At 48.3% G+C, this 22432-nt stretch carries 18 protein-coding genes and 1 riboswitch; of the genes, 7 read left to right on the top strand and 11 right to left on the bottom strand.

Annotated features, from left to right (window positions below; translation table 11 throughout):
* Nucleotides 1–110: 110 nt before the first annotated feature.
* Both RS891_RS00600 and rpoE read right to left on the bottom strand, forming a co-directional pair.
* Entirely contained in the window at nucleotides 111–1715 is a 1605-nt protein-coding gene (locus RS891_RS00600) for a CTP synthase (protein WP_076292186.1), read from the bottom strand.
* A 492-nt stretch (nucleotides 1716–2207) separates the two neighbouring features.
* Nucleotides 2208–2783 carry a DNA-directed RNA polymerase subunit delta gene (gene rpoE, locus RS891_RS00595; RefSeq protein ID WP_315794159.1) on the bottom strand — a complete coding sequence of 192 codons (576 nt, stop codon included), beginning with the start codon at nucleotides 2781–2783 and terminating at the stop codon, nucleotides 2208–2210.
* Nucleotides 2784–3247: 464 nt separating this feature from the next.
* Between rpoE and RS891_RS00590 the strand changes: the two genes are divergently transcribed.
* On the top strand, nucleotides 3248–4402 hold the full coding sequence (locus tag RS891_RS00590) for a S8 family peptidase (RefSeq protein WP_113055809.1): 1155 nt from the start codon (nucleotides 3248–3250) through the stop codon (nucleotides 4400–4402).
* Nucleotides 4403–4647: 245 nt separating this feature from the next.
* Here the strand turns inward: RS891_RS00590 and argS are convergent, their stop codons facing one another.
* From argS to speE, 7 genes are all read right to left on the bottom strand, one after another.
* Nucleotides 4648–6327 (bottom strand): arginine--tRNA ligase, encoded by a 1680-nt coding sequence (gene argS / locus RS891_RS00585; RefSeq protein WP_315794158.1) that lies wholly within the window; start codon nucleotides 6325–6327, stop codon nucleotides 4648–4650.
* Nucleotides 6324–6749: a YwiB family protein gene (locus RS891_RS00580; protein ID WP_063567645.1), complete on the bottom strand. Its 426-nt coding sequence runs from the start codon at nucleotides 6747–6749 to the stop codon at nucleotides 6324–6326. The genes argS and RS891_RS00580 overlap by 4 nt, the downstream gene beginning before the upstream one ends.
* A gap of 266 nt (nucleotides 6750–7015) precedes the next feature.
* Nucleotides 7016–7309, bottom strand: coding sequence for a DUF6171 family protein (locus RS891_RS00575; protein WP_113055811.1), 294 nt, complete (start codon nucleotides 7307–7309; stop codon nucleotides 7016–7018).
* Nucleotides 7310–7313: 4 nt separating this feature from the next.
* Nucleotides 7314–8795, bottom strand: coding sequence for an alpha-N-arabinofuranosidase (locus RS891_RS00570; protein WP_113055812.1), 1482 nt, complete (start codon nucleotides 8793–8795; stop codon nucleotides 7314–7316).
* A gap of 216 nt (nucleotides 8796–9011) precedes the next feature.
* Nucleotides 9012–10199 carry a WD40/YVTN/BNR-like repeat-containing protein gene (locus RS891_RS00565; protein WP_315794157.1) on the bottom strand — a complete coding sequence of 396 codons (1188 nt, stop codon included), beginning with the start codon at nucleotides 10197–10199 and terminating at the stop codon, nucleotides 9012–9014.
* Between the two features lie 828 nt (nucleotides 10200–11027).
* On the bottom strand, nucleotides 11028–11897 hold the full coding sequence (gene speB / locus RS891_RS00560; protein WP_024628791.1) for an agmatinase: 870 nt from the start codon (nucleotides 11895–11897) through the stop codon (nucleotides 11028–11030).
* Nucleotides 11898–11911: 14 nt separating this feature from the next.
* Nucleotides 11912–12739 carry a polyamine aminopropyltransferase gene (gene speE, locus RS891_RS00555; RefSeq protein WP_064641349.1) on the bottom strand — a complete coding sequence of 276 codons (828 nt, stop codon included), beginning with the start codon at nucleotides 12737–12739 and terminating at the stop codon, nucleotides 11912–11914.
* 419 nt (nucleotides 12740–13158) lie between these two features.
* Here speE and RS891_RS00550 point away from each other — a divergent pair, with 419 nt between their 5' ends.
* Complete coding sequence (locus RS891_RS00550) at nucleotides 13159–15237, top strand: transglycosylase domain-containing protein (protein ID WP_113055815.1); 2079 nt, start codon at nucleotides 13159–13161, stop codon at nucleotides 15235–15237.
* A gap of 146 nt (nucleotides 15238–15383) precedes the next feature.
* On the opposite strand, the gene RS891_RS00545 is transcribed toward RS891_RS00550, so the two are convergent.
* A complete protein-coding gene (locus RS891_RS00545; RefSeq protein WP_315794156.1) occupies nucleotides 15384–15887 on the bottom strand; it encodes a YwhD family protein in 504 nt (167 codons plus the stop codon).
* A gap of 102 nt (nucleotides 15888–15989) precedes the next feature.
* On the opposite strand from RS891_RS00545, the gene RS891_RS00540 reads away from it, so the two are divergent.
* The 5 genes from RS891_RS00540 (at nucleotide 15990) to RS891_RS00520 (ending at nucleotide 21094) form a co-directional block, all read left to right on the top strand.
* Nucleotides 15990–17981 (top strand): M1 family metallopeptidase, encoded by a 1992-nt coding sequence (locus RS891_RS00540; protein WP_315794155.1) that lies wholly within the window; start codon nucleotides 15990–15992, stop codon nucleotides 17979–17981.
* Nucleotides 17982–17991: 10 nt separating this feature from the next.
* Nucleotides 17992–18834: a hypothetical protein gene (locus tag RS891_RS00535; protein ID WP_315794154.1), complete on the top strand. Its 843-nt coding sequence runs from the start codon at nucleotides 17992–17994 to the stop codon at nucleotides 18832–18834.
* A gap of 250 nt (nucleotides 18835–19084) precedes the next feature.
* Nucleotides 19085–19222, top strand: a riboswitch (cyclic di-AMP (ydaO/yuaA leader).
* Between the two features lie 3 nt (nucleotides 19223–19225).
* Entirely contained in the window at nucleotides 19226–19696 is a 471-nt protein-coding gene (locus tag RS891_RS00530) for a C40 family peptidase (protein WP_076292199.1), read from the top strand.
* A 393-nt stretch (nucleotides 19697–20089) separates the two neighbouring features.
* On the top strand, nucleotides 20090–20584 hold the full coding sequence (locus tag RS891_RS00525; RefSeq protein ID WP_113055819.1) for a GNAT family N-acetyltransferase: 495 nt from the start codon (nucleotides 20090–20092) through the stop codon (nucleotides 20582–20584).
* 150 nt (nucleotides 20585–20734) lie between these two features.
* Nucleotides 20735–21094: a c-type cytochrome gene (locus RS891_RS00520; protein ID WP_063567633.1), complete on the top strand. Its 360-nt coding sequence runs from the start codon at nucleotides 20735–20737 to the stop codon at nucleotides 21092–21094.
* A 327-nt stretch (nucleotides 21095–21421) separates the two neighbouring features.
* Here RS891_RS00520 and rbsK read toward each other — a convergent pair whose 3' ends face one another.
* On the bottom strand, nucleotides 21422–22408 hold the full coding sequence (gene rbsK / locus RS891_RS00515) for a ribokinase (protein WP_113055820.1): 987 nt from the start codon (nucleotides 22406–22408) through the stop codon (nucleotides 21422–21424).
* Between the last annotated feature and the right edge of the window lie 24 nt (nucleotides 22409–22432).

Here is a 22432-nt window from a genome sequence, read left to right as displayed (position 1 = left end):
AAAATGCCAAAAACCATTTTCGGTTAACTTTACGCACTAAAAAAGGATGCCCCCAGCACCCTTATCGGCTGCCAAGAACATCCATTTATTTATAACTTAATGATCAAAACTTATTTTCCAGCGCTCTCCAGGGAAGCTTTTACAAACTCACGGAACAACGGCTGTGGGCGGTTCGGACGTGAAGTGAATTCCGGGTGGAATTGTACTGCCAAGAACCATGGGTGTCCCGGAAGCTCCACGATCTCAACCAGACGTCCATCCGGGGATGTACCCGAGATAACCAAGCCGGCTTTTTCAATCGCTTCACGGTATTCATTGTTGAACTCGTACCGGTGACGGTGTCTCTCATAAACCAGTTCGTCATCATAACAAGACATTGCCAAGGAACCTTCCTGAAGCTTACAAGGATACAGACCCAGACGCATTGTACCACCCAGGTTTTCGATATCTTTTTGTTCAGGCAACAGGTCGATTACCGGGAACTCTGTAGCTGGATTAATCTCGGAGCTGTTCGCTCCAGTCAAACCAACGATGGAACGTGCATATTCAATAACGGAAACCTGCATACCCAGGCAAATACCGAAGAACGGAATTTGTTTCTCACGGGCATAACGAATCGCCGATACTTTACCTTCAATACCCCGATCACCAAATCCGCCTGGTACGAGGATCCCGCCTACGCCGTTCAGCAGATCGCCCACATTTTCATCCGTGATATCTTCGGAATGAATCCAGCGGATCTTCACATCAGCATTGGATGCAAATCCTGCATGAGACAAGGATTCAACAACACTCAAATAAGCATCATGCAAAGCTACATATTTACCTACAATGGCAATCTCCACTGTATGCTTCAGCTTGTTGATACGGTCAACCAGCCCTTCCCACTCGCTCATATCCGGTGCAGGAGTAGTCAGCTTCAGGTGATTCACCACGATCTCATCCAAACCTTCTTCACGCAGGTTCAAAGGCACTTGGTACAATGTGTCTGCATCACGGCATTCCACCACGGCATTTTCATCAATATCACAGAAGAGAGCGATTTTAGCTTTCATGTCTTTGGACAGCTCATACTCTGTACGGCATACAATGACGTTCGGCTGAATTCCGATGCTGCGCAATTCCTTCACACTGTGCTGCGTTGGTTTGGTTTTCACTTCGCCGGCAGCCTTGATGTAAGGAATAAGTGTTACATGGATGTACATGACGTTGTCACGACCTACATCACTCTTGATTTGACGAATAGCTTCCAGGAACGGCAAGCTCTCGATGTCACCTACCGTACCGCCGATCTCCGTTATAACAACATCCGAACCCGCTTCACGTCCTGCGCGGAATACGCGCTCTTTGATCTCGTTCGTAATGTGTGGAATGACTTGTACCGTTCCGCCCAGATATTCCCCGCGTCGCTCTTTGCTGATGACGGAGGAGTATACTTTACCAGTCGTGACGTTGCTGTTTTTGGAGAGGTTGATGTCAATAAAACGTTCGTAGTGGCCAAGGTCAAGATCCGTTTCCGCGCCATCATCCGTTACAAAAACCTCACCATGCTGATAAGGACTCATTGTTCCCGGGTCGATATTGATGTATGGATCAAATTTTTGAATGGTTACCTTCAACCCTCTGTTTTTCAGCAATCTGCCCAGCGAGGCAGCCGTTATCCCTTTGCCCAGGGAGGACACAACTCCGCCCGTCACGAAAATATACTTTGTCACTATTATTACCCTCCTAATATAAGTACAGAAATTCAGGCGATATATGGTATTATCGTAACCCGTTTCCCAGGTAATCATCGTTAAAAAGAGCAATGGCAGAAATTCCCTGCATCTGCGAACTGCTCTTTCATGCGAAGACCGTGTGTAAACAACGTTGTTCTACAGCGTAGAATGGTGCAAACCTTCCGGGAGCCAACTACCGGGCCTGTCCCTAAACAGATATCATTTCATCGATCCATTCGGTGTTTTGGATATACAAAAATAGACCACGGATTGTTGGCCGGGAGCATGCGGAATTCAAATCATTTTGCAAAATTCTGCCTCTAAAAATACAAAAAAAGTACTCCCGCAGGACGGGGCACTTTTTATAAAAAACATAAATATTTTGTCGCTCATTCATAAGCCCATGCAATAGTTTACCCGTTACCCCGTCTGCTGTCAAGGCTGACTATGCGGGGAAAACGGGTAAACTATCGACATCAAAAATGACTGCTACTTATCGGAATCGTCGTCAAATTCACCCTCGTCTTCGGACTCTTCTTCATCGTCTTCATCGAGGTCTTCCTCTTCCAAATCGTCATCTTCAACTAGAACTTCTTCATCGCCATCTTCTTCGTCAAAGATGTCGTCTTCGTCATCATCTTCGTCATCATCATCTTCGTCCTGATCATCGTCAGAATTATCGAAGTCTTCGTCGCTGTTATAGCTGTCTTCCTCTTCCCCGAAGTCCTCATCTTCCAGATCATCGTCTTCATCGTTGATGATGCGCGGACGCTTCGCACCCGTCATGGTATCTTCCGATCCAGCTACCGGATACCAGCGCTTCAAGCCCCACAGACTTGTACCGACGCAAGCAAAACGGCCATCGATATTAATCTCGGTATATAGCTGGGCGATAAACTCGTTGATTTCTTCATCAGTCATTCCGCGCTGTTTAGCTACCTCATTCATCAAATCACGGTAGTAATACGGCGTATTGGCCGCTTTCAGCACCATAAAGGCGAGGTCCACCAAAGGAATCTCTCTGACCTTTTCTTTATCAATTTTCAAATTGAGCGAGGTACTCACTGACAGACACTTCCTCTCACACAAAATTCACTTTATATCCCTACGAACAGGAACGTTACGTATAACATATCCATTAACAAACCTAAGTAAAACCTATTTAGCCTCAAAAAGCAAGTTTTTATGTATGGATGTCTCATAATTCCAAGAAGCAACCTCAAACGAGCAATGTACACACCCGTAAGAGACATCTAACTCGTGGACTTAACGTCCTTTGTGCAAAAAAAGCGTCATCATATAAAAAAGACGGAGTCCCCTCCGCCTTCTGACTGTATACCCTTGAAAGGATCGCTCCTCACCAAGGTCCCCGCAAGAGCCCTCTAGCCCTCCATCCATCATATGTCCCTGCGCCCGTTTTGACACGAAGAGAATGTGTTTTTGTAAAAAAAGGGCAGGTTCCCCATGCGGCGGGATCAATGCATTCATAGAATACCTCAGCATGTTCTTCCCGAAGGGGGCTGCCCATTATGGACTATACTGGTTTTCTACATCAATTGGTTGAAGGAATGCAACGTCCCGAACCAGAACAGGGGCGGCGGTACCTGATCCGGTTCGCCAAACCGAAGCAATACGAAGCCTGCCTCGTGGAACTGTCGCGGATGAGGAATGAATTTACGGATCTTGGTATGGTACGCTCCTCCCGGCTGGCCCGCTCTATTATCGCCCCGGTGCATGACCCAGAAGAATTAGCTCGCTACAGTGATGAGATTACGGTAGAAGAAGATGTATCCATTTCCCTGCATGCCACCGCGCTTCACAGTAAACCGAGCAGTGCTCAGGGCATACCTTGGGGCGTCAAACAGATTCACGCTCCCAAAGTATGGTCCGTATCCACAGGACATCGGATCAAAATCGGCGTGATCGACACAGGTGCCGATTATCAACACCCTGATCTTCGCTATTCGCTGGCACGCGGAATCAATCTGTTAAACCGCAGTCTGCTCCCTCATGATGATAACGGTCATGGCACTCATATTGCCGGAACCATTGCCGCAGCCAATAGTACGGCAGGTATGATTGGCGTAGCTCCTCGCTCGCTGATCTACCCGGTGAAGGCATTCGACCATAATGGTTCGGCCTTCGTGTCAGACATTGTGCTTGGCATCGATTGGTGTGTTCGCAATCGGGTCGATATTATCAATATGAGCTTTGGCATGAAAACGCGTAGCAAAGCATTGCTTGATGTTGTGAACCGTGCCTATCAAGCCGGGATTGTCATTGTTGCTTCGTCAGGAAATGACGGCAAACGCCGCAGCATTGATTATCCGGCACGTTATCCTCAAACGATATCGGTTGGGGCAACCGACAAAAACCGGCGGATTGCCTCGTTCAGTAACCGGGGTGCATACGTCGATGTATATGCGCCAGGGGACAAAATTGTTTCCTCCTGGGTGCAAGGCAAGCACCATGAAATGAGCGGCACCTCCATGGCGACGTCGCATGTCAGTGGCGCCATAGCGCTCTTACTTGCGAAGCATCCCGGCCTGTCGCCAGCCGAGATCAAAACGCTCGTGAAGCGCGCAACCGTTCCGCTGCGCGCACGCAAGACCACCACCGCGAAGAGCAAAATACGCGGTGGGGAGATTGACGCCCTCAAGCTGATGCAGGAGGGCGGAGGGTAAACAGCGCCGCCTGCCGCAGGGAGCCGTGCCGTGAATCATCGCTAAGCGCAGCACTGCTGCGCGTTGTGATGATTCACGGTGGTTGCCCCTGGCGGCAGGCAGCGCTCGATCTGGGTGCCTCGGGGCCGTATGAACTCGGCCGCGGGCACAGCAAAAAGTCTCCATGTCCACGCTGCATTGCAAGCGTGGTGCATGGAGACTTTTTGTCAAAGCCATAGGGCGGTTGCACACCGCCAGGGCTCGAATTACATTTTGTCCGGTGCGGATACGCCCACCAGACGAAGCGCTGTTGCGATGACGGTGCGAACAGCACCGATCAGCGCCAGACGCGCCTGGGTTTGTCCTGCGTCTTCAGTAATGACGCGCTCTGCACGATAGTAACTGTGGAACAGGGATGCCAGTTCATATACATAACGAACAATACGATGCGGCGCATATCCCGTAGCAGCAGTCGCGATTTCTTCAGGCAGTTCACCCATTTTGCGAAGAAGGTCATATTCATGTTCCGTTGTCAGCTTCGAGAGGTCGATCTGTGCCAAAGGCAACAGCTCAATGCCTTGTTCTTCTGCCTGACGATATACGCTGCATACCCGAGCGTGAGCGTATTGTACATAGAATACTGGGTTCTCATTAGACGTCGAAATTGCGAGGTCCATGTCAAAGTCCAGATGAGAGTCCATGCTGCGCATGGTAAAGAAGTAACGAATGGCATCAATGCCTACTTCGTCCATCAGATCTTCCATCGTTACTGCCTTGCCTGTACGTTTGGACATCTTCACTTTCTCGCCGTTTTGGAACAAGCTCACCATCTGTGCAATCAGCACGACCAATTTCTCAGGATCGTTGCCCAGTGCTTGCATGGCCGCTTTCATCCGCGGAATATAACCGTGGTGGTCTGCTCCCCAGATGTTAATCATCGTGTCGTATCCACGCGCATATTTATCACGGTGATAAGCAATGTCTGGTGTAAGGTACGTGTACGTACCGTCATTTTTGATCAAAACACGCTCTTTATCGTCACCATACTGCATTGTTTTCAACCAAGTTGCTCCGTCTTGCTCATAGATTTCATTACGATCACGCAATTCGTCAAGTACACGCAATACTTCTCCGTTATCGTACAGTGATGTTTCGCTGAACCAGATGTCAAAATTGACGCGGAAGCGATTCAAATCACGTTTGATCTTGTCCAATTCTTTTTCCAAACCGAAGTCGCGGAAATAAGCTGCACGGTCACCTGGATGCATGGACAGTAAAGAATCGCCTTTCTCAGCCACTAGCTCCTTGGCAAACCCTTTGATATCCTCACCATGATAACCGTCTTCCGGCATCTCTGCGTCTTGGCCCAGTTCCTGCAAATAGCGAGCTTCAATGGAACGAGACAGATTAAATACCTGATTACCCGCGTCATTAATGTAATATTCACGTGTTACATCATATCCGGCATAGTCGAGGATGTTGCAAAGCGCATCACCCACAGCCGCTCCACGCGCATGGCCCAGATGCAGACTGCCTGTCGGGTTGGCACTGACAAACTCCATCTCGACCTTGCGCCCTTCACCAACATTGATTCTTCCATAATTCTCACCCTGCTCATGTACAAGGCCCAGCACAGGGTAGAGATAACTCTTGTCCAACTTAAAGTTAATGAATCCCGGTCCGGCAATTTCCGCTTTCTCGATTCCAGCTTCAGTCAGGTTGAGATTGGCAATAATCTCTTCTGCGATCTGGCGTGGATTACGCTTAGCAATCTTGGTCAGTTGCATAGCGGCATTGGTCGCCAAATCGCCGTGTGTTTTCTCGCGTGGTACTTCAAGGGTGATGGTCGGCAGATCTTCCTGCGAAACAATGCCAGCAGTCACAATGGCATTGCCGATGGCTGTACTTACCCGTTCGTTAATCGTATCTAATGGATTACGTGTCATGAAATTGGTTCCTCCTGTATATGCAAACTAATCGCGAAATGTCCGGATTCTTCGTCAAAGCGGTAAAAGTCATAGCTCCACGCTGCGCGTGCGCTCAATCCCTGAATGGAAAGTTCCAGCTCCTGTGTATGCGTGGACAAGGCAAACGACATATACGGCGAGCGGTAAAAACCAGGGAGCTTCCGGTTTAACTCAAATGTTTGCTCCGATTCCACCTCGCCGTGACGTATAATCTTGATGGATTGTCCGCCCAGCTTCAATGTTGTTCGGGTAATACCGCCCTCGGGGCCAGCCTGTGGCTCTTCATAACGTACATAGAGCACAGATCCCTTCAATACGGCTTCACCCTGCATTTCCTGCAGTACATCTTCACCTTCATAACGGCTGTGCAGCCGGATCTGAACCGGTCGCATGTTCGACATGAATGTTAACCTCCATTATATTCGAGGCGACGCAAAATCAGGCACGGCCGGTGAGAACAGCCCTTCCTGTATTGTTGTGCCGCTATACGCGCTCATATTCCCGGATAGCTCGCTATCCTACACTCTACTGTATAACTATATCCAGTTCACCCGCTCAATTCAAATCCAAATTCAGAGTTTTTGCCCATCAGCACCAAAAAAAGCAGAGCCACACCTGTAAAGTGCAGCTCTGCCTTGCTTCATTAATAAAGAAATACGTTTCTGGATCAGGTCCATCGCGGCTCATATGGAAACGGACAGGTCGACTCTACCAGCTTGGCGCGCACCTGTACGAGACAACCACAATAACGACAGGTTGTACCGTATTGTAACCCTGGACAATCAGAGCAAGTGGACAACCGACGCTCATATTCAGCATCCTCGACGGCTGGACGTGAGCGTGAGGCCAGCTCCACGAGCCGGGCCATCTTGGATTCACTAATCTTCACATCATATTGATCGTTACATCCCTTGCATGGTTCCCGATTCCCAGCACTTCTACTATGCACAGATGAATCCATTTGTTCATCCCTTTATAGCGACCACACCAACCGAGGCCGGAGGCAGTACAAAACGCAGTTTGTTATTTTCGAGTGTAATCCCCTTCCAGTCCTCAGGTTTAACCTGATCGGGCTGTTCAAATGTATTAAATGCACTATAATCTGCGTGATACAGAATTCGTCCCGATACAGCAGAAGCGTCCGTTGAATCAATCTGACAAACCACTTCAAGCTCATCCGTATGACTAAGGTTACACGCCGTCACATGAATAACGCCATCATTGCTGCGAGAAGCCGACAAACTCAGTTGAGGAATGGTCTCTTCTCCGAAAGTGTATCCAGGGCTCTCGTAATTCAGTTCCAACCGCTGCGCGTCCATGTGCACCTGATACATATCGAACACATGATATGTAGGGGTAAGCAGCATCTTCTCTCCTTCTGTCAAAACCAACGCCTGGAGCACATTCACGATCTGAGCCAGATTGGCCATATGCACTCTTTTATTATGTTGGTTAAAAATATTCAGATTGATCCCTGCAAGTACAGCATCACGCATCGTATTTTGCTGATACAGGAACCCTGGATTAGTACCTGGCTCAACGTTATACCACGTTCCCCACTCATCCACGATAATACCAACTTTGCCCTCAGGATCGTATTTGTCCATAATCTCGGAGTGCTTCACAAGTAACTCTTCCATATATAGCGTCTTTTTCAATGTGGTGAACCATTCAGCTTCTCCAAAACCTGTAGCCTGACCTTTATCTGCCCACTCACCAGTTGGAATGGTGTAATAATGCAGGCTGATTCCATCCATAAAACGACCAGCCTCCCGCATTAACACCTCCATCCAGTGATAGTTGTTGTCATTGGGGCCACATGCAATTTTATAAATTTCATTTCCAGAATAATTGCGTACATATGTAGCATAACGACGGTATTCATCTGCGTAATATTCCGGACGCATATTACCGCCGCATCCCCAGTTCTCGTTCCCCACACCAAAGTATTTCAGCTTCCACGGCTCTTCACGACCGTTGCTCTTTCGCCAGTTCGCCATCGGTGATTCTCCATCAAACGTGATGTACTCCACCCATTCCTGCATCTCCTGCACTGTACCGCTCCCCAGATTGCCACTGATATATGGCTGCGTATCAAGTAGCTCACATAGTCTCAGGAATTCATGCGTACCAAAATGATTATTCTCTTCTACCCCGCCCCAGTGAGTATTGATCATCCGGGCGCGCTCACTTTTTGGACCTACGCCATCTTTCCAGTGATATTCGTCGGCAAAACAACCACCAGGCCAGCGAAGTACGGGAATATGGAGTTTTTGCAGTGCATTAAGCACATCATTTCGGATACCTTCCGTATTGGGAATAGGGGAGTCCTCCCCCACCCATATGCCTTCATAGATACAGCGTCCCAGATGCTCTGAGAAATGACCATATATATTGCGATTTATTAATCCTTGTTCCGAATCAGCCTTTAAAATAACATCAACCATAATTTCAACCTCCCAAATAATATTGTTATCGCTTACAATAACTTGTTTCTGAACAGGATTCAACCGTTTTTATTTAAGCCAAAACAAGCCCCTTCCGGCTTCATTTGTCCGGAAAAGGCTTGTTTTTTTTCGCTGGCCTCATCAGGCCAAACAAGTTAAGATTTATACCATTTTAGATTGAAATCGCCTTAAAATTATTCCATGGCATGACGCCATTTACTCGTTTTCAGCGGGCAATAACATTTTTTGCTTCCATGTTGTTCCACCATCTGTTGTCTCATAAATCGCAGGTGAATTGTCGCTTGTTACGACGAGCCAACCTATTTTTGCAGAAGGAAACGAAATGCGAGAGCTATAACCTGAATCTTTCAGGTCGATATTTTTCCACGTGGAACCTGTATCATAAGAACGCCCAATCCCCACTTTGCCTGCTGCAGGTGACCCTGCAGAGAGATAGGCCGTCTGATTACCGATCAACGCCATGTTCCCTGGGTGACCCCCTGGGTCTGCGGGGCCTTTTCCATTCCCTGTGCTGCTTGCACCTGGAGCCGGGCCACCACCTGCTGTCGATTGAGCAAAGACCTGTCTCCAAGTCTTGCCTTCATTCCCGCTAGCGTAGAGGGAATACGACTGCTGCGACATCCCTGCGTCGCCATACAGAAGAGCCCATAACTGGTTACCACTTGCGTATAAATCTCCACCACTCCAAGTTGTTGAGGCCACCTTCAGCGATTGCGTCCAGTTCTTACCGCCGTTACTTGTCTGCATAATACGGTAACCCGCACCAGGAGCCACCACAATGGCATAACCTTGCTTCTCTGTCGTGAACACAGCTCCGCGTGTATTGACTGGTGTGGAGATTCGGTTCCATGTTTCACCGCCATCCTTCGTCAAATAAGCTCCATTATAGGTGTATCCAAAGCCTTCGTTTTTATTGCGAAAATCAATACGTTTAAATTGTACCCCTTTAGTATCCATCCGTGTCCAGTGTGCGCCACCATCCGTTGAGCGGATGAGATATGTCGTTGGAGAATCCTTTACCTGTGCCAAAGCAAATCCATTCACATTATTCGGGAAATCAAGTTGTGTGAACTGCCATTGCCCCGTATAGATGGACTGCCAGGTGCAGCCTGAATTCGATGTGCCAATGAGGAAGCCTTCACCACCAGCCCGTCCGGTTGTATTGTTTAGAAAATCGATATCCGTAAATTGCAGTCGTTGGTCTTCCACACCACTGCCTTTTTTCAACGTAGCTGTTAATCCGTGATCTCCACTTCCACACGTTGGGGAGGATGTAGCGTTAGCGCCGGGTAGAGTATGTACCGGTCCCAGTCCCCAAGCCAATGTTACCGATAGTGCGAGTGCGCCAATCCGTTTCCATGTCATTCTGCTCTTTGTTGTCATTGTGACACCTCCTTCTATGTTTTTACCCCATTACGCAGGATTTAACGTAACAATTTGTTTAATTCGCGTGACATTATTGCAATTAAAAAACCACTCATGCCCACATTTTTTATCTCATGGGCATGAGTGATTCATCATTAATCTCTGCTAAGAGCTGAATTAAATGGGATATGTCTTAAATGCAATAATCACAAAAGTGATACTTAAAATAAGACACAGGACAAAATGAATTTTATTGTATTTAAGGGTCTTGATGCTAAAAGCAGCATATAACATGGAGAGATTAGCGAGTATTAACGTTAAATTGATGAACAAAGTCATTGTTAATATAAGATTGATGGTAAATATCATAAGTACCGCTATGAACCATTTGGGATACATACTCAATTGAGCCCGGATTGCATGCATAACAAAAACCCCTTCCTCTATTTCCATATTATACATAAATATTAAAATAGATTCATCCCAAATACGTGTTTTCGCTTAACGCGGGGGCGGAATCAAATGGTAGAGGCACGGGAACGTACGTGCTATAATCAATGTTATGGGCTTGAATTGTAAGCCAAAACCCACCTCATAAGGTCGGAAGCCTGACGGTGGGTTTCGCTTGAATAGCAATATTTAATTCTTGCACGCCGTGGCAATCCACAGTCTTTCGCGGTCCCAAGAGTCTTTACCGTTGGCGCGGTGAAGGCTCTTTTTTAGTATACGTTCGAACCCAATCACCCTATACTTCACGAATGAGATCAGGAGGCAATCACAAAAAAAAACGCCCTCTCCTACGCAGGCTCCAACCTGACGCAGACAGAGGACGCTGTTGTTTTGCGATTACTTCACAAATCCAAGCAGCATTTCACGGATCATCTTGGCAGCCACAATCTGTGTCTGTTCCGTTGGATCGTAAATCGGTGCCACTTCCACCAGGTCACAACCGACCACATTTACATCTGATCCTGCGATCATGTGAATGGCTTCAAGCAGTTCCTTGGACGTAATACCGCCCGCTTCTGCTGTTCCTGTACCCGGAGCCGCAGACGGATCAAGCACATCGATATCGATTGTAACGTACACTGGACGGTTACCCATTTTCGGAAGAGCTTCCTTCATCGGAGCTGCCACTTCAAACGGATAGAAGTTGATGTTCTCCCGTCCGAATTGGAACTCTTCACGGGAACCGGAACGAATTCCGAACTGATAAATATTTTTGCCACCCATCAGTTCAGCTGCTTTACGCACTGGCGTGGAGTGAGACAATGGCTCGCCTTCATAGTTTTCACGAAGGTCCGCATGTGCATCAATATGAATCAGGATAAGGTCCGGATATTTTTTGTACATTTGCTGAATGACAGGCCAAGTGACGAGGTGTTCCCCGCCGAGACCAATTGGGAATTTGTCGTCAGCCAGCAGGCCACCGATGTATTCTCCAATGACTTCGAGACTGCGCCCTGCGTTACCGAAAGGCAAAAGCAGATCCCCAGCGTCAAAGTAAGTCATATCCACAATGCTTTTATCCAGGTAAGGGCTGTACTCTTCAAGTCCAACCGAAGCCTGACGAATATGGGAAGGACCAAAACGGGACCCTGGACGAAAGCTGACGGTGTAATCCATCGGCATACCATAAATGACCGCTTTTGAGTTCTCATAGTCCTCCGAACTGCAAATAAACACGTTACCTGAATAAGCTTGATCCAATTTCATCTAATAATTCCTCCTTATTTCGTAAGGTCTTCCACGAATTTAGGAAGAACAAACGCCGCTTTGTGCAGACGTGGAGAGTAATATTTCGTATCCATCTCTGGAATCTGCGTCTCATCCACCTCAAGCGGATTATGTTTTTTGCTACCCATTGTAAAAGTCCACAGACCGCTTGGGTACGTAGGGATATTACAACCGTACACATGTACGATCGGGAAGATTTCTTTAACGTCTTTATTTACCTTTTGAATCAGATCCGCTTTGAACCACGGGTTGTCCGTTTGAGCAACGAAGATCCCGTCTTCTCTCAGCGCTTCATAGATACCTTGGTAGAAACCGCGTTCAAACAGTGGAGCAGCCGGACCTACAGGCTCTGTGGAGTCAACGATGATTACATCGTATTCATTTTTATGCTCTATAATATGCATGTAGCCATCGTTCACCAGCACTTCAACGTTAGGCTCGTCCAACTTACCGGCGATTTCAGGCAGATACTTTTTGGAATATTCAATCACTTTCCCATCGATTTCGACGAGAACCGCTTTTTCTACAGCAGCATGCTTAATGACTTCACGGATAACTCCGCCGTCACCGCCACCGACAACCAGCACCTTTTTCGGGTTCGGATGTGTATTCAGCGCAGGGTGAGCCGCCATTTCGTGATAAACGAACTCGTCTTTCACCGTCGTCATCACCATGCCGTCAAGCAGCAACATATTTCCGAATTCTTCGGTCTCTACCATAGCCAGATCTTGAAAATCCGTCTTTTCGCTTACATAGGTCTGTTTAATCTTCGCGGTGATTCCGAATGCGGGGGTCTGTTTCTCCGTAAACCACAATTCCATGATCTCTACCTTCTTTCCGTAAAGTTAATGATCAGCCATACCTGACAACGCGCGGGTGCGCTGCCGGTTCGCTCAAGCACGTCCAGCGTTCGGCGCCATACAGCGTTATGGTTGCTGGCTGCGGGAAAGGTCCGCGGTTCACTTCATTATATAGATTAAATTGACCAGAGCGTACATAGCGTCTGACTAATCAAAGAATCCAATCACTGACAATGGGTACTGTTCGACCTTCCTTACCTATTGTATGTTGTGCCGAACTGTTACTTTTCATTACCCTTTTGCATTATACGCGATTGACGTTTATACTGCAAAACGGTTTTTTCCTGCAAAAAAGCTATATTTTAACCCGTTGAACGGGCGGATTGAATATCCATGTCACTGAATTCCCATACTGGAAAGAAAAGAAAGGAGCCCGTTCCATGACCCAATCAAACCAAAAGACCCGCAAACGCGGGTTCCGCATATGGAAAGTCATCAAAAGCCTTTCTCTGCTCGCTATTCTAGGCCTAATCGCCATGGCAGCAGCATTGGTCTATCTATACGCCACCAGCCTGCCACTGGCCGACTCCGATCGCAATTCCAGGCTGCTGGACAGCCAGGGCGAAGTCATTGCCACTTTCTCGGCAGGCGGCAAAGACTCGGTACCGGTACAGTTGGGAGATATCTCACCTGATTTGGTTAACGCTACACTTGCTGTAGAGGACCGCAAGTTCTATGATCATGTCGGCTTCGACATCCGAGGGATGGGACGGGCCGTACTCGTCAACCTGGAACATATGCAGATGTCCCAGGGCGCAAGTACACTGACGCAACAACTCGCGCGCAACTTGTATTTATCCCATGAAAAGACATGGACCCGCAAAGCCAAGGAAGCCATGTACACGGCACAATTGGAGATGAAATACAGCAAGGATGAAATTCTGCAGATGTACCTGAACGAAATTTATTACGGTCACGGCGCCTACGGGATCGAAGCAGCCTCACGGATGTATTTTGGCAAATCGGCCAAACAGCTGACGCTCGCCGAAAGTGCCATGCTTGCAGGGATTCCAAAGGGGCCGACCTACTATTCTCCATATAATCATATGAAGAACGCCAAGGACCGGCAGAAGGTTGTATTGAATGCCATGGCTGACATCGGCAAAATCACGCAAGCGGAAGCAGACAAGGCTTATGAGGAAATGCTCTCGTTTAAACCCGAAAGTGAACGCAAAACCGTGGAAAGTGCACCTTATTTCCGCGATTATATCCGTAATTTGGCCATCAAAGAGCTGGGGATCAGCGAAGCGATGCTGGATCATGGAGGATTGAATATCTACACCACGCTGGATTTGCGTGTGCAAAAAGCGGCGGAAGACGCCGTAGCCAAAGGTATGGACGCCAAAAGCGAGCTCGAAACCGCTCTGGTATCGATCGATCCGCGTACCGGATACATCAAAGCGATGGTTGGCGGCAAAAACTACCGCACCAATCAGATTAACCATGTACTGGCGACTACACGCCAGCCGGGATCGGCTTTTAAACCAATTATGTATCTGGCTGCCCTGGAATCGAAACAGCTCACCAGTGCTTCCATGTTTAAAAGCGAGCCGACCCTGTTTCATTATGACAATGATCGCAAGACCTATAAACCCGGCAACTTCGGGGATAAGTATTTAGGTGAGATTGATCTGAGACAGGCTATCGCCGCTTCGGACAACATCTACGCGGTAAATACGATTATGCAGATTGGACCTGAACAAGTGGTGAAAATGGCCAAAAACCTAGGGATTACGAGCAATATGAGCCCGGTACCTTCCCTTGCACTCGGCACCTCACCGGTTAGTCCACTGGAGATGGCTTCAGCATTCTCCGCTATCGCCGCAGGTGGCCAAAGAACTCCTCCTGTAGCCATTCTGCAAGTGACGGATGCCGCAGGACGAGTACTCTATGAATCACCTCAGACCAAGGCCGAGAGGGTCGTTGAACCCGCTGCCGCTTATGTATTAACACGGCTGATGGAAAGTGTGTTCGAAAATGGTGGAACGGGCAATCGAGTATCTGCAACCATTAAGCGACCTGTCGCCGGCAAAACGGGTACAACCAATACGGATGCTTGGCTAGTCGGCTTCACTCCAGAGCTCTCAACAGCTGTCTGGGTCGGTTACGATCAAGGCAAAGCTATTTCCACATCCGACGGGCGTCGTGCGGCACCCATGTTTGCCCAATTCACGGAACAGGCACTCGCCAGTGTTCCGCCGAAGATTTTCACCGTACCGGATAACGTTGTCAGCGTATATATCGATCCCGAATCCGGCAAACTGGCTGGCAATGGCTGTGCCGAGAAACGGCTGGAAGTTTTTATTGATGGCACGGAACCGACCGAGGTCTGTCGCAGCGCTTCGGACGATCCGGGTTCAGAGAATGATAAAGACAGTCGCGAAGTGCAAAACCAGCAGGGCATACAGGAAGAGAAACATTCATGGTGGAAGGATTTCAAACGCTGGTGGGTTGAATAACCAAAGTGACGTAAATACGTAATGACGTAATTGCGTCAGCATCCGCAAAATTCAATTTTAGCATACAAGCAAAAGCCCCGAACCGATTATCTCGGTCACGGGGCTTTTGCTTCTTCTTTTTTTGAACAGCTTAGAACATTCATTAATTAAGCGAGCGCCTCTTTCAACTCATCCGGAGAAGCGTTCCACCATTCTTCGTTGTGCGTAATCAACAGCGTCTTGAGTGCTGCGCGATCCTCAGGTCCAAGATCATCCAGCATGAACCGCCGCTTCATAGCATAATCCATGCGGTTCACATGATCGGCCAGCAGTTTCCATCCACGACGCGCCTCTGTATCAATCCACATCTCACACGCAGTTGCACCACCATAGAACTGCCCCTGTTCGTTACGGTCCACAGCTACCCATACCAGCCATACCTGGCGTCCATTGGGTACGTCCTCACGGTTGGTTGAGAACTTGATGTTGCGCTCCACTTTACTCTTTGCATGCATCGCACCAATATCGATCTTAGCTTCTCCGTTATCAATAATAACTGGAGACAGGTTGTTCAGATCTATGGAACCTGCACCGAAGCCTTTGTGTTTGCTCTTTGCACTAACGATATTCAAGGCAATCTGTTTTTTGCCGTTTTGCTCGTTTTGGTCCATGTTTTATAGCCTCCAAGGGTTGATACAAATATTTTAACTAATAATCGCCCCAATGCAAACATATACATGCTGTAGATGCTTGTCAACGGGAGGTATTTAACGATGATTCCACGACGCGCCAAGAGCTGGCTCACCGCAATTATAACCCTGTGTGTAGTTGCCGGGGGGATATGGCTTGGTCTGGGTTCCACACGCTCCATTCATTCTGACTTGCCTGCGCTCGCCCCAGAATCGGGCAAGCCTACGGCACCCGTCAAAACCCAAACATCTCCGGAAAGTATACAAACACCTACCGCTGAAGTGTTCAGCAACCGCGTAGTGGAATATCACATGGATGTGAAGCTGGTAGACGGAAATGTACTTCAGGGGACTCAGACGATAACCTGGACACATCCAGGTAAGAAAACTGTCAGCGAGCTTTATTTTCACATGTATCCCAATGCCTTCTCTTCTGCTGACACCACTTTTATGAAAGAATCCGGGGGGAAACTTCGTGGTGATGTCATGCCCACGAACGGTTATGGTTCCATGCATATTACAGAAATGAAAACAGAGGACGGGCTTTCTCTCTTGCATCGGATGCAATATGTGCAACCGGATGACGGAAACATGAAAGATACTACCCTCATTAAGGTACGGCTGCCCAAACCCGTTAAAGGCGGTGAAAGCATAACGCTTCACACCCGATTTGAGGTCAAGCTACCGAAAATTTTTGCCCGCATGGGAACGGCAGATAATTTTGTAATGGCAGGCCAATGGTTCCCTAAACTTAGTGTATATGAGCCAGTAGGCACACGAGGTCAGACGACCGAAGGCTGGAATCTGCATCAGTATCATGGAAATTCAGAGTTTTATGCTGATTTCGGTATCTATAGTGTGCGTATTCGGGTACCGGAAACATACAAAGTAGCTGCTACTGGTTTCCCGACCCAGCAAGCTGTTGTGAAGAACGGAGAAAAAATATATCAGTTCTATGCCGATGATGTGCATGACTTTGCCTGGTCAGCCTCTCCTGATTTTGTTTATGCGGAAGAGCCCTTCTCCGCTCCCAATGTGCCAGGCGTTCGAATCAAGCTGTATCTCGACCCTGCTCATCAGGATCTGAAGGAACGTTATTTCTACGCCGCCAAAGCAGCGCTATCTAATTATAGCAAGTGGTTTGGCCCCTATCCGTATTCCACACTGTCCATCGTTGTCCCGCCCAAATCGGGGAATGGCGCAGGAGGAATGGAATACCCTACTTTGGTCACTGCCTTCGGTGCGGATGATTCTGCACCTGGTTACGATCTGGAACGTACGGTTGTGCACGAGATCGGGCATCAGTATTTTTACGGCATGGTCGCGAGTAATGAATTTGAAGAGGCTTGGCTGGATGAAGGATTCACCTCCTATGCAGAAGACAAAGTGATGGAACAGGAATACGGACTTATCCCGAATCTGCCTGTACAATCAGGTCTCATTACTTCTCCAGCTTCACTGACACAGGACTCCTGGAAGTTTGATTCCCAGAATCAATATGCAGCGAACGTATACACACGAGGCAAGCTTGTATTACTCGGGATAGAACAACAGGTTGGTGCCAAAACGATGGAGCGTATCCTCTCGACCTATGTAAAGAAATACCGCTTCAAGCACCCTACTTCGTCTGATTTTCAAAAGGTCGTGGAGCAAGTAACCCGTACATCCTGGACTGATTATTTTAATCAGTATGTATACGGAGACGGAATGGCTGACTTTGCAGTGGAGAAGATCGCAATCAATCCTATCCTAAAAGACGGTCAAACGTTGTACGAGTCGTCCATTACAGTCCAGAAAAAAGGCAGTGAATATAAAAAGGTGCCTGTTCGAATTATGTTCGAAGACGGGAAAACCATGACGAAAGAATGGGATGGCAGCGAGGAGCGCATTACCTACAAACTGACCTACACTTCCCCTGTTTCCTGGGCTATGACTGACCCGCTATACACAATTGTGCTGGAGAACCATCATATAAACAATTTCCTGAGAGCCGGACTGGATGAGCCAACCAAATCCCGCTGGAGCATGAGCGCAACCAAACTTATAGAAGCCATATTCGGAAGTCTGTCATGGTGAGGTGGATACAGTGAAAGCGAAAATACGTGAAGGCTGGTTTCTCGTCCGTCAACATATGTTTATTGCAGCACTCTTATTTCTCTATCAATTAGTATGGGGATACTTTCTTTATCGAATGGTTCAGTCAGCTGTGGTCCCGCTGCTCCTGCGTTATCCCGACCCTGATACAGGGGAACTCAGTACGATTTTATTCAAAATGGAGAGCCAACTCGGCCTGACTATGAATCCAGAGGTCCATCGCTATTTATGGATTTTAGGGGCTATGCTGCTGCTACGGATGCTAATTAGCCCTCTCATTCAGGCAGGGCTGCTCTATTCGCTCCAGCATTATAATCATTCGGAAGAGCGCATTCCATTCATTCGCGGCATCAAAAATTTGTGGAAACCAATGCTGTTGCTCCACACCATTCGCACCCTATTGCTGCTGCTACCGGCTTATTGGCTCGCACCAAAACTTTATTCCATCCTTATGGAAGGTTTTCATTCCCTCCATCTGCTCCTGCCTGGTATTCCCTATGTTGCTGGTTGGATTGTATACGGGTGGGTTATCCATCATATCCTGCTCTACATGCAGTTTGGTATCTCAGCACCTGATGGGGAAGGCGGAGCACGTGGTACGTTTCAAGCTCTATGGATTGCACTACGCCAGGTCATCACTCTAATCGGCATTGCTGTCCTGCTGGGTGGCCTTCATCTCCTGGTCTTTGGTGCCTTTACTTCAGCTTCATGGTTACTAACGGGCTTAACCGGTCTTATACTACAACAGACGTATCCACTTGCCCGGTGCTTGCTGAGCCTATGGAAAATATGCGCACATTTCCGGTTATGGCAGTCCAACTCGGTCAAAGATTAACGTGCATAGTTAAAAATTGTTACCATCTCTATGTAAAGTTGTTTTCATTAAACGCCTTTAAAAAAGCAAACCTCGACCTTTCCCCGTCAAAGGTCGAGGTTTTTTTTGCTAATTTTGCTGTTAAACGTTGCCAAAGTGGTATACCTCTGTTACAATAATCGCAGTGAGTTTTTAGTAACAACTTTGTAATCTTTACCTTCATATTTGTAACTACTTAAAATTTAATCGTCATTTCTTGATTTCGCAGGTGCATAACTAGCAGCCAAATTCCTAGCACCTGGGAAGCGGGGGAACCAGTTATGGGTGAATTGATCTTGCAACAGAGGGATCATAGGGGACCTTCAACCGAATCCTTAAGCTAACCTCGCAGGCATTGGAAGGGGTATATCTCTTGTTTAAAAAGAAATTAACCGCAGCTGTACTCAGCATCACATTCGCATTATCGCTTGGAGCAGGCAGCGCATTCGCAGATTCAAAAATGGACCAAGTCATTGATTCGGCAATGGGAACTACATACAAAAGCGGAGGAACAACGCTTAACGGCTTTGACTGCTCTGGGTTTACAAGTTATGTATTCGACAAGCTGGGTATTGATTTGGCTCGCCAATCGAGTTCGCAATTCGACATGGGTGATTCAGTATCCCGTATGGAAATGAGACCAGGTGATCTGGTATTCTTCAATACAACGGGCAAAGGGGTTTCACACGTTGGTATCTTTGTAGGGGATGGAAAGTTTGCACACTCTTCTTCTTCCAAAGGAGTTACAATTAGCGCATTAAGCGAAAGCTACTGGGCTAACCGCTATGTTGGCGCTAAACGCATTATGAGCACGGACGCATATGAGACATTGGCCATCGACTAGGGACAAGCTGAGCAACGTCATGCTGTAACAATAACACTACTGTAACGAAGCATAATAGAACCGTCTGGTACATTCTCCGCAGGAATGTGTCCGGCGGTTTTTTTGTGCTTCGTTTCCTTTAACGTATTCGAGACAGCTATCAAATCTAACTTTAACTTTTTTTGAGCTATTTTTTGTTGCTTCGTCCGTGCTCTTATAATGTTTTTACCCATCCCACTATAATATAAACGAAATTACCGGAACTTTTGTTTCACTTTTTTTTCTAAAACGGGGGCTTGCCAAATGAACACCTCTTTTGTAGAGTGGAAACAAGCTTAGATACGGAATGACATATGTATATGGACAAATCAGAATCATTATAGCTTGTTCACAATGAGAGGAGCGTACAGTTGTATGGATGAAGCCCCTGTGACGTTTCACGTTGTGCCCATGCAAGAAGAACATGCGGAGCTCATCTGCGATTGGCAGTATGACCCCCCTTATAATATTTATAGCTGGCTGCCCTGGGAGCAGATGAAAGCACTTGAAGTAGAATTCGGCGATCCCCAGCTGCGGAAGGAACAATATGCGGTAGTGCTGGGAGAGGATCAGCAGATTTGCGGTTTCGCTCAATATTTCCCGCTTGAAGGTGTCACCCGCATTGGTCTGGGTATGCACCCTGAACGCTGTGGTCATGGACAAGGGAAGGCTTTTGTATCGGCCATTGTGCAGGAAGCCATTCGCCGGAACCCTGCAAACGAAATTGATCTGGAAGTTCTGACCTGGAATGACCGGGCCATTCGCGTCTATCTTAAAGCCGGATTTGTTACGCAGGATACATATGAACGACAGACGCCGAGTGGTTTGCAACCTTTTTACTGCATGGTCTATGAGGGTCCTCGCGGGTAAATAAGGCTTAAAATCACCCTAAAAAGTCCCCTGTTATGTGATTAGTTCAAAAAATTACCACAAAATGCTATGATGTCACTACAGGTTCCGTTATAATGATATGGATAGTTTCAAGTTAGATGATCTTTCATTCTGGAGGGGACATAAGGGATGCACAAATGGATCATGAGCGGGGTATTTTTTGCAGCGTGCGCTTTAGCTATTGTACTAATGTTTACGCTTCCAGGGAAAGAGGAAGTTGCTGAAGAAGCGAAACCGACGATGCCGCAAGTTACAATGGATGCAGGACAGGCCGAGGCACTGGTCAAAGCAAACTGTATTACCTGCCACGGTGATCAGCTTCAAGGGGGCATGGGCCCTAGTCTGCAGAAGATTGGCAGCCAGGACGATGTGGAGAAGATTTATACGACCATCGTCAAAGGTAAAAGCGGCGGCATGCCTTCGTTCAAAGACAAGCTGAAGGATGAAGAAATCGCGAATATTGCGATGTGGCTGGCGGAGAAGAAGTAATCCAAGACGCCCCAGGCGTTCAGATTGTGGAGAGTTGCAGGTATAGAGAGTGTGGTGGCTTTAGTCACCTCCTGCTCTTTAAGCATGCTATAAACCACGCTGACGCTTGACGCACACGTAGGCAACCCTTATTCGTCTTTCAGGGTTGCTGGATTTATCAATGGTCATACAGAGAAGAGGCTCTTACTCTCCCGTACTGGGAAGTAAGAGCCTCTTGCTCATTTCAGGGATGGGATGCTTGGATGAAAACGTATACCACGCTAATGCTCCTCTGTTGCAGTGGCTCATCCCACCTACCGCCTCTGATTCAGCTAAAGCATGCATAGACTACTGGGCCTTTGCCTTCTGCTCGGCAAGAAAAGCCTGCACTTCACGTGCGGACGGCATCCCGGACTGGGCGCCGAGCTTCGTCACGGACAACGCGGCTGCGCCCATGGCGAAGCTTACCGCCGCGTCCAGCGTCTCTCCGCGCGCGAGGGCTACTGCCAGCGCGCCGTTGAAGCAATCGCCAGCGCCGGTCGTGTCGACGGCGCTTACGGCGTAGCCGGGCGCACGGCACGCGCCGGCTCGCCCTGCCTGTACGCGGCCGTTAGGCGCTGCCGCGTACACAGCCCCCTCGGGGCCGAGCGTCGTGACGACAGCGGCCCCGAGGGATGCGGCGAGCTCTGCGACCGCCGCATCCACGTCTTCCGGCCGGAGATCATCCCGGCCGGTGAGCACGGCGAGCTCGCTGCGGTTCGGCGTAATGACGTCGACGCACCGCAGCAGCTCCTGGGGCAGACCCGGCACAGCAGGTGCCGGGTTGAGCACCACCAATGCGCTGCCTTCAGCCGCCAGTTGGGCGGCGCGGGTGACCGCAGGCAGCGGGATCTCCAGCTGCAGCAGCACCGCTGCGGCTGCAGTCAGGCTTTTTACCGTATCCGCCTCTTCCAGCATCGCAGGCACAACCTGCCCATTCGCTCCAGGAATAACAATAATCCGGTTATCTCCTTTGGAGAGCCAGATGGAGGCCGTACCAGTAACAGTATCATCGAGAATGCGAACTTGCGAGGCATCCGCCCCGCTTTCCGTTAGACTGTGCAGTAGGCGTTCACCAAAACCATCCGAACCTACCGCACCAACCATCGTTGTCTGTCCGCCCAGTCGTGCAGCAGCAACCGCCTGATTAGCGCCTTTGCCCCCGGCCAAATAATGCAGTTCCTCCCCGCTCACCGTCTCGCCTTCCTCAGGAATGATGTCCGTCTTCACCACCAGATCCATATTAAGGCTGCCTACGACAGCAATAAGAGGTTTGTTCTGATTATCGTCTGACATGTATGTTTCACTCATTTCCGGTAG

The organism is Paenibacillus sp. BIC5C1, from assembly GCF_032399705.1.
GTDB classification, from domain to species: Bacteria; Bacillota; Bacilli; order Paenibacillales; family Paenibacillaceae; genus Paenibacillus; species Paenibacillus taichungensis_A.
Note: the sequence above shows the minus strand (reverse complement) of the source record. Positions and strands in the feature narration are given on the sequence as shown.

Excerpts from the sequence above, each read along its gene's own strand:
- RS891_RS00565 (WP_315794157.1), bottom strand. The coding sequence starts at position 10,199 with ATGACAACAAAGAGCAGAATGACATGGAAACGGATTGGCGCACTCGCA.
- rbsK (WP_113055820.1), bottom strand. The coding sequence starts at position 22,408 with ATGTCAGACGATAATCAGAACAAACCTCTTATTGCTGTCGTAGGCAGC.
- RS891_RS00575 (WP_113055811.1), bottom strand. The coding sequence starts at position 7,309 with ATGGATTCATCTGTGCATAGTAGAAGTGCTGGGAATCGGGAACCATGC.
- RS891_RS00580 (WP_063567645.1), bottom strand. The coding sequence starts at position 6,749 with ATGTCGAACATGCGACCGGTTCAGATCCGGCTGCACAGCCGTTATGAA.
- argS (WP_315794158.1), bottom strand. The coding sequence starts at position 6,327 with ATGACACGTAATCCATTAGATACGATTAACGAACGGGTAAGTACAGCC.
- RS891_RS00525 (WP_113055819.1), top strand. The coding sequence starts at position 20,090 with ATGGATGAAGCCCCTGTGACGTTTCACGTTGTGCCCATGCAAGAAGAA.
- speB (WP_024628791.1), bottom strand. The coding sequence starts at position 11,897 with ATGAAATTGGATCAAGCTTATTCAGGTAACGTGTTTATTTGCAGTTCG.
- RS891_RS00590 (WP_113055809.1), top strand. The coding sequence starts at position 3,248 with ATGGACTATACTGGTTTTCTACATCAATTGGTTGAAGGAATGCAACGT.
- RS891_RS00520 (WP_063567633.1), top strand. The coding sequence starts at position 20,735 with ATGCACAAATGGATCATGAGCGGGGTATTTTTTGCAGCGTGCGCTTTA.
- RS891_RS00545 (WP_315794156.1), bottom strand. The coding sequence starts at position 15,887 with ATGGACCAAAACGAGCAAAACGGCAAAAAACAGATTGCCTTGAATATC.
- speE (WP_064641349.1), bottom strand. The coding sequence starts at position 12,739 with ATGGAATTGTGGTTTACGGAGAAACAGACCCCCGCATTCGGAATCACC.
- RS891_RS00550 (WP_113055815.1), top strand. The coding sequence starts at position 13,159 with ATGACCCAATCAAACCAAAAGACCCGCAAACGCGGGTTCCGCATATGG.
- RS891_RS00570 (WP_113055812.1), bottom strand. The coding sequence starts at position 8,795 with ATGGTTGATGTTATTTTAAAGGCTGATTCGGAACAAGGATTAATAAAT.
- RS891_RS00540 (WP_315794155.1), top strand. The coding sequence starts at position 15,990 with ATGATTCCACGACGCGCCAAGAGCTGGCTCACCGCAATTATAACCCTG.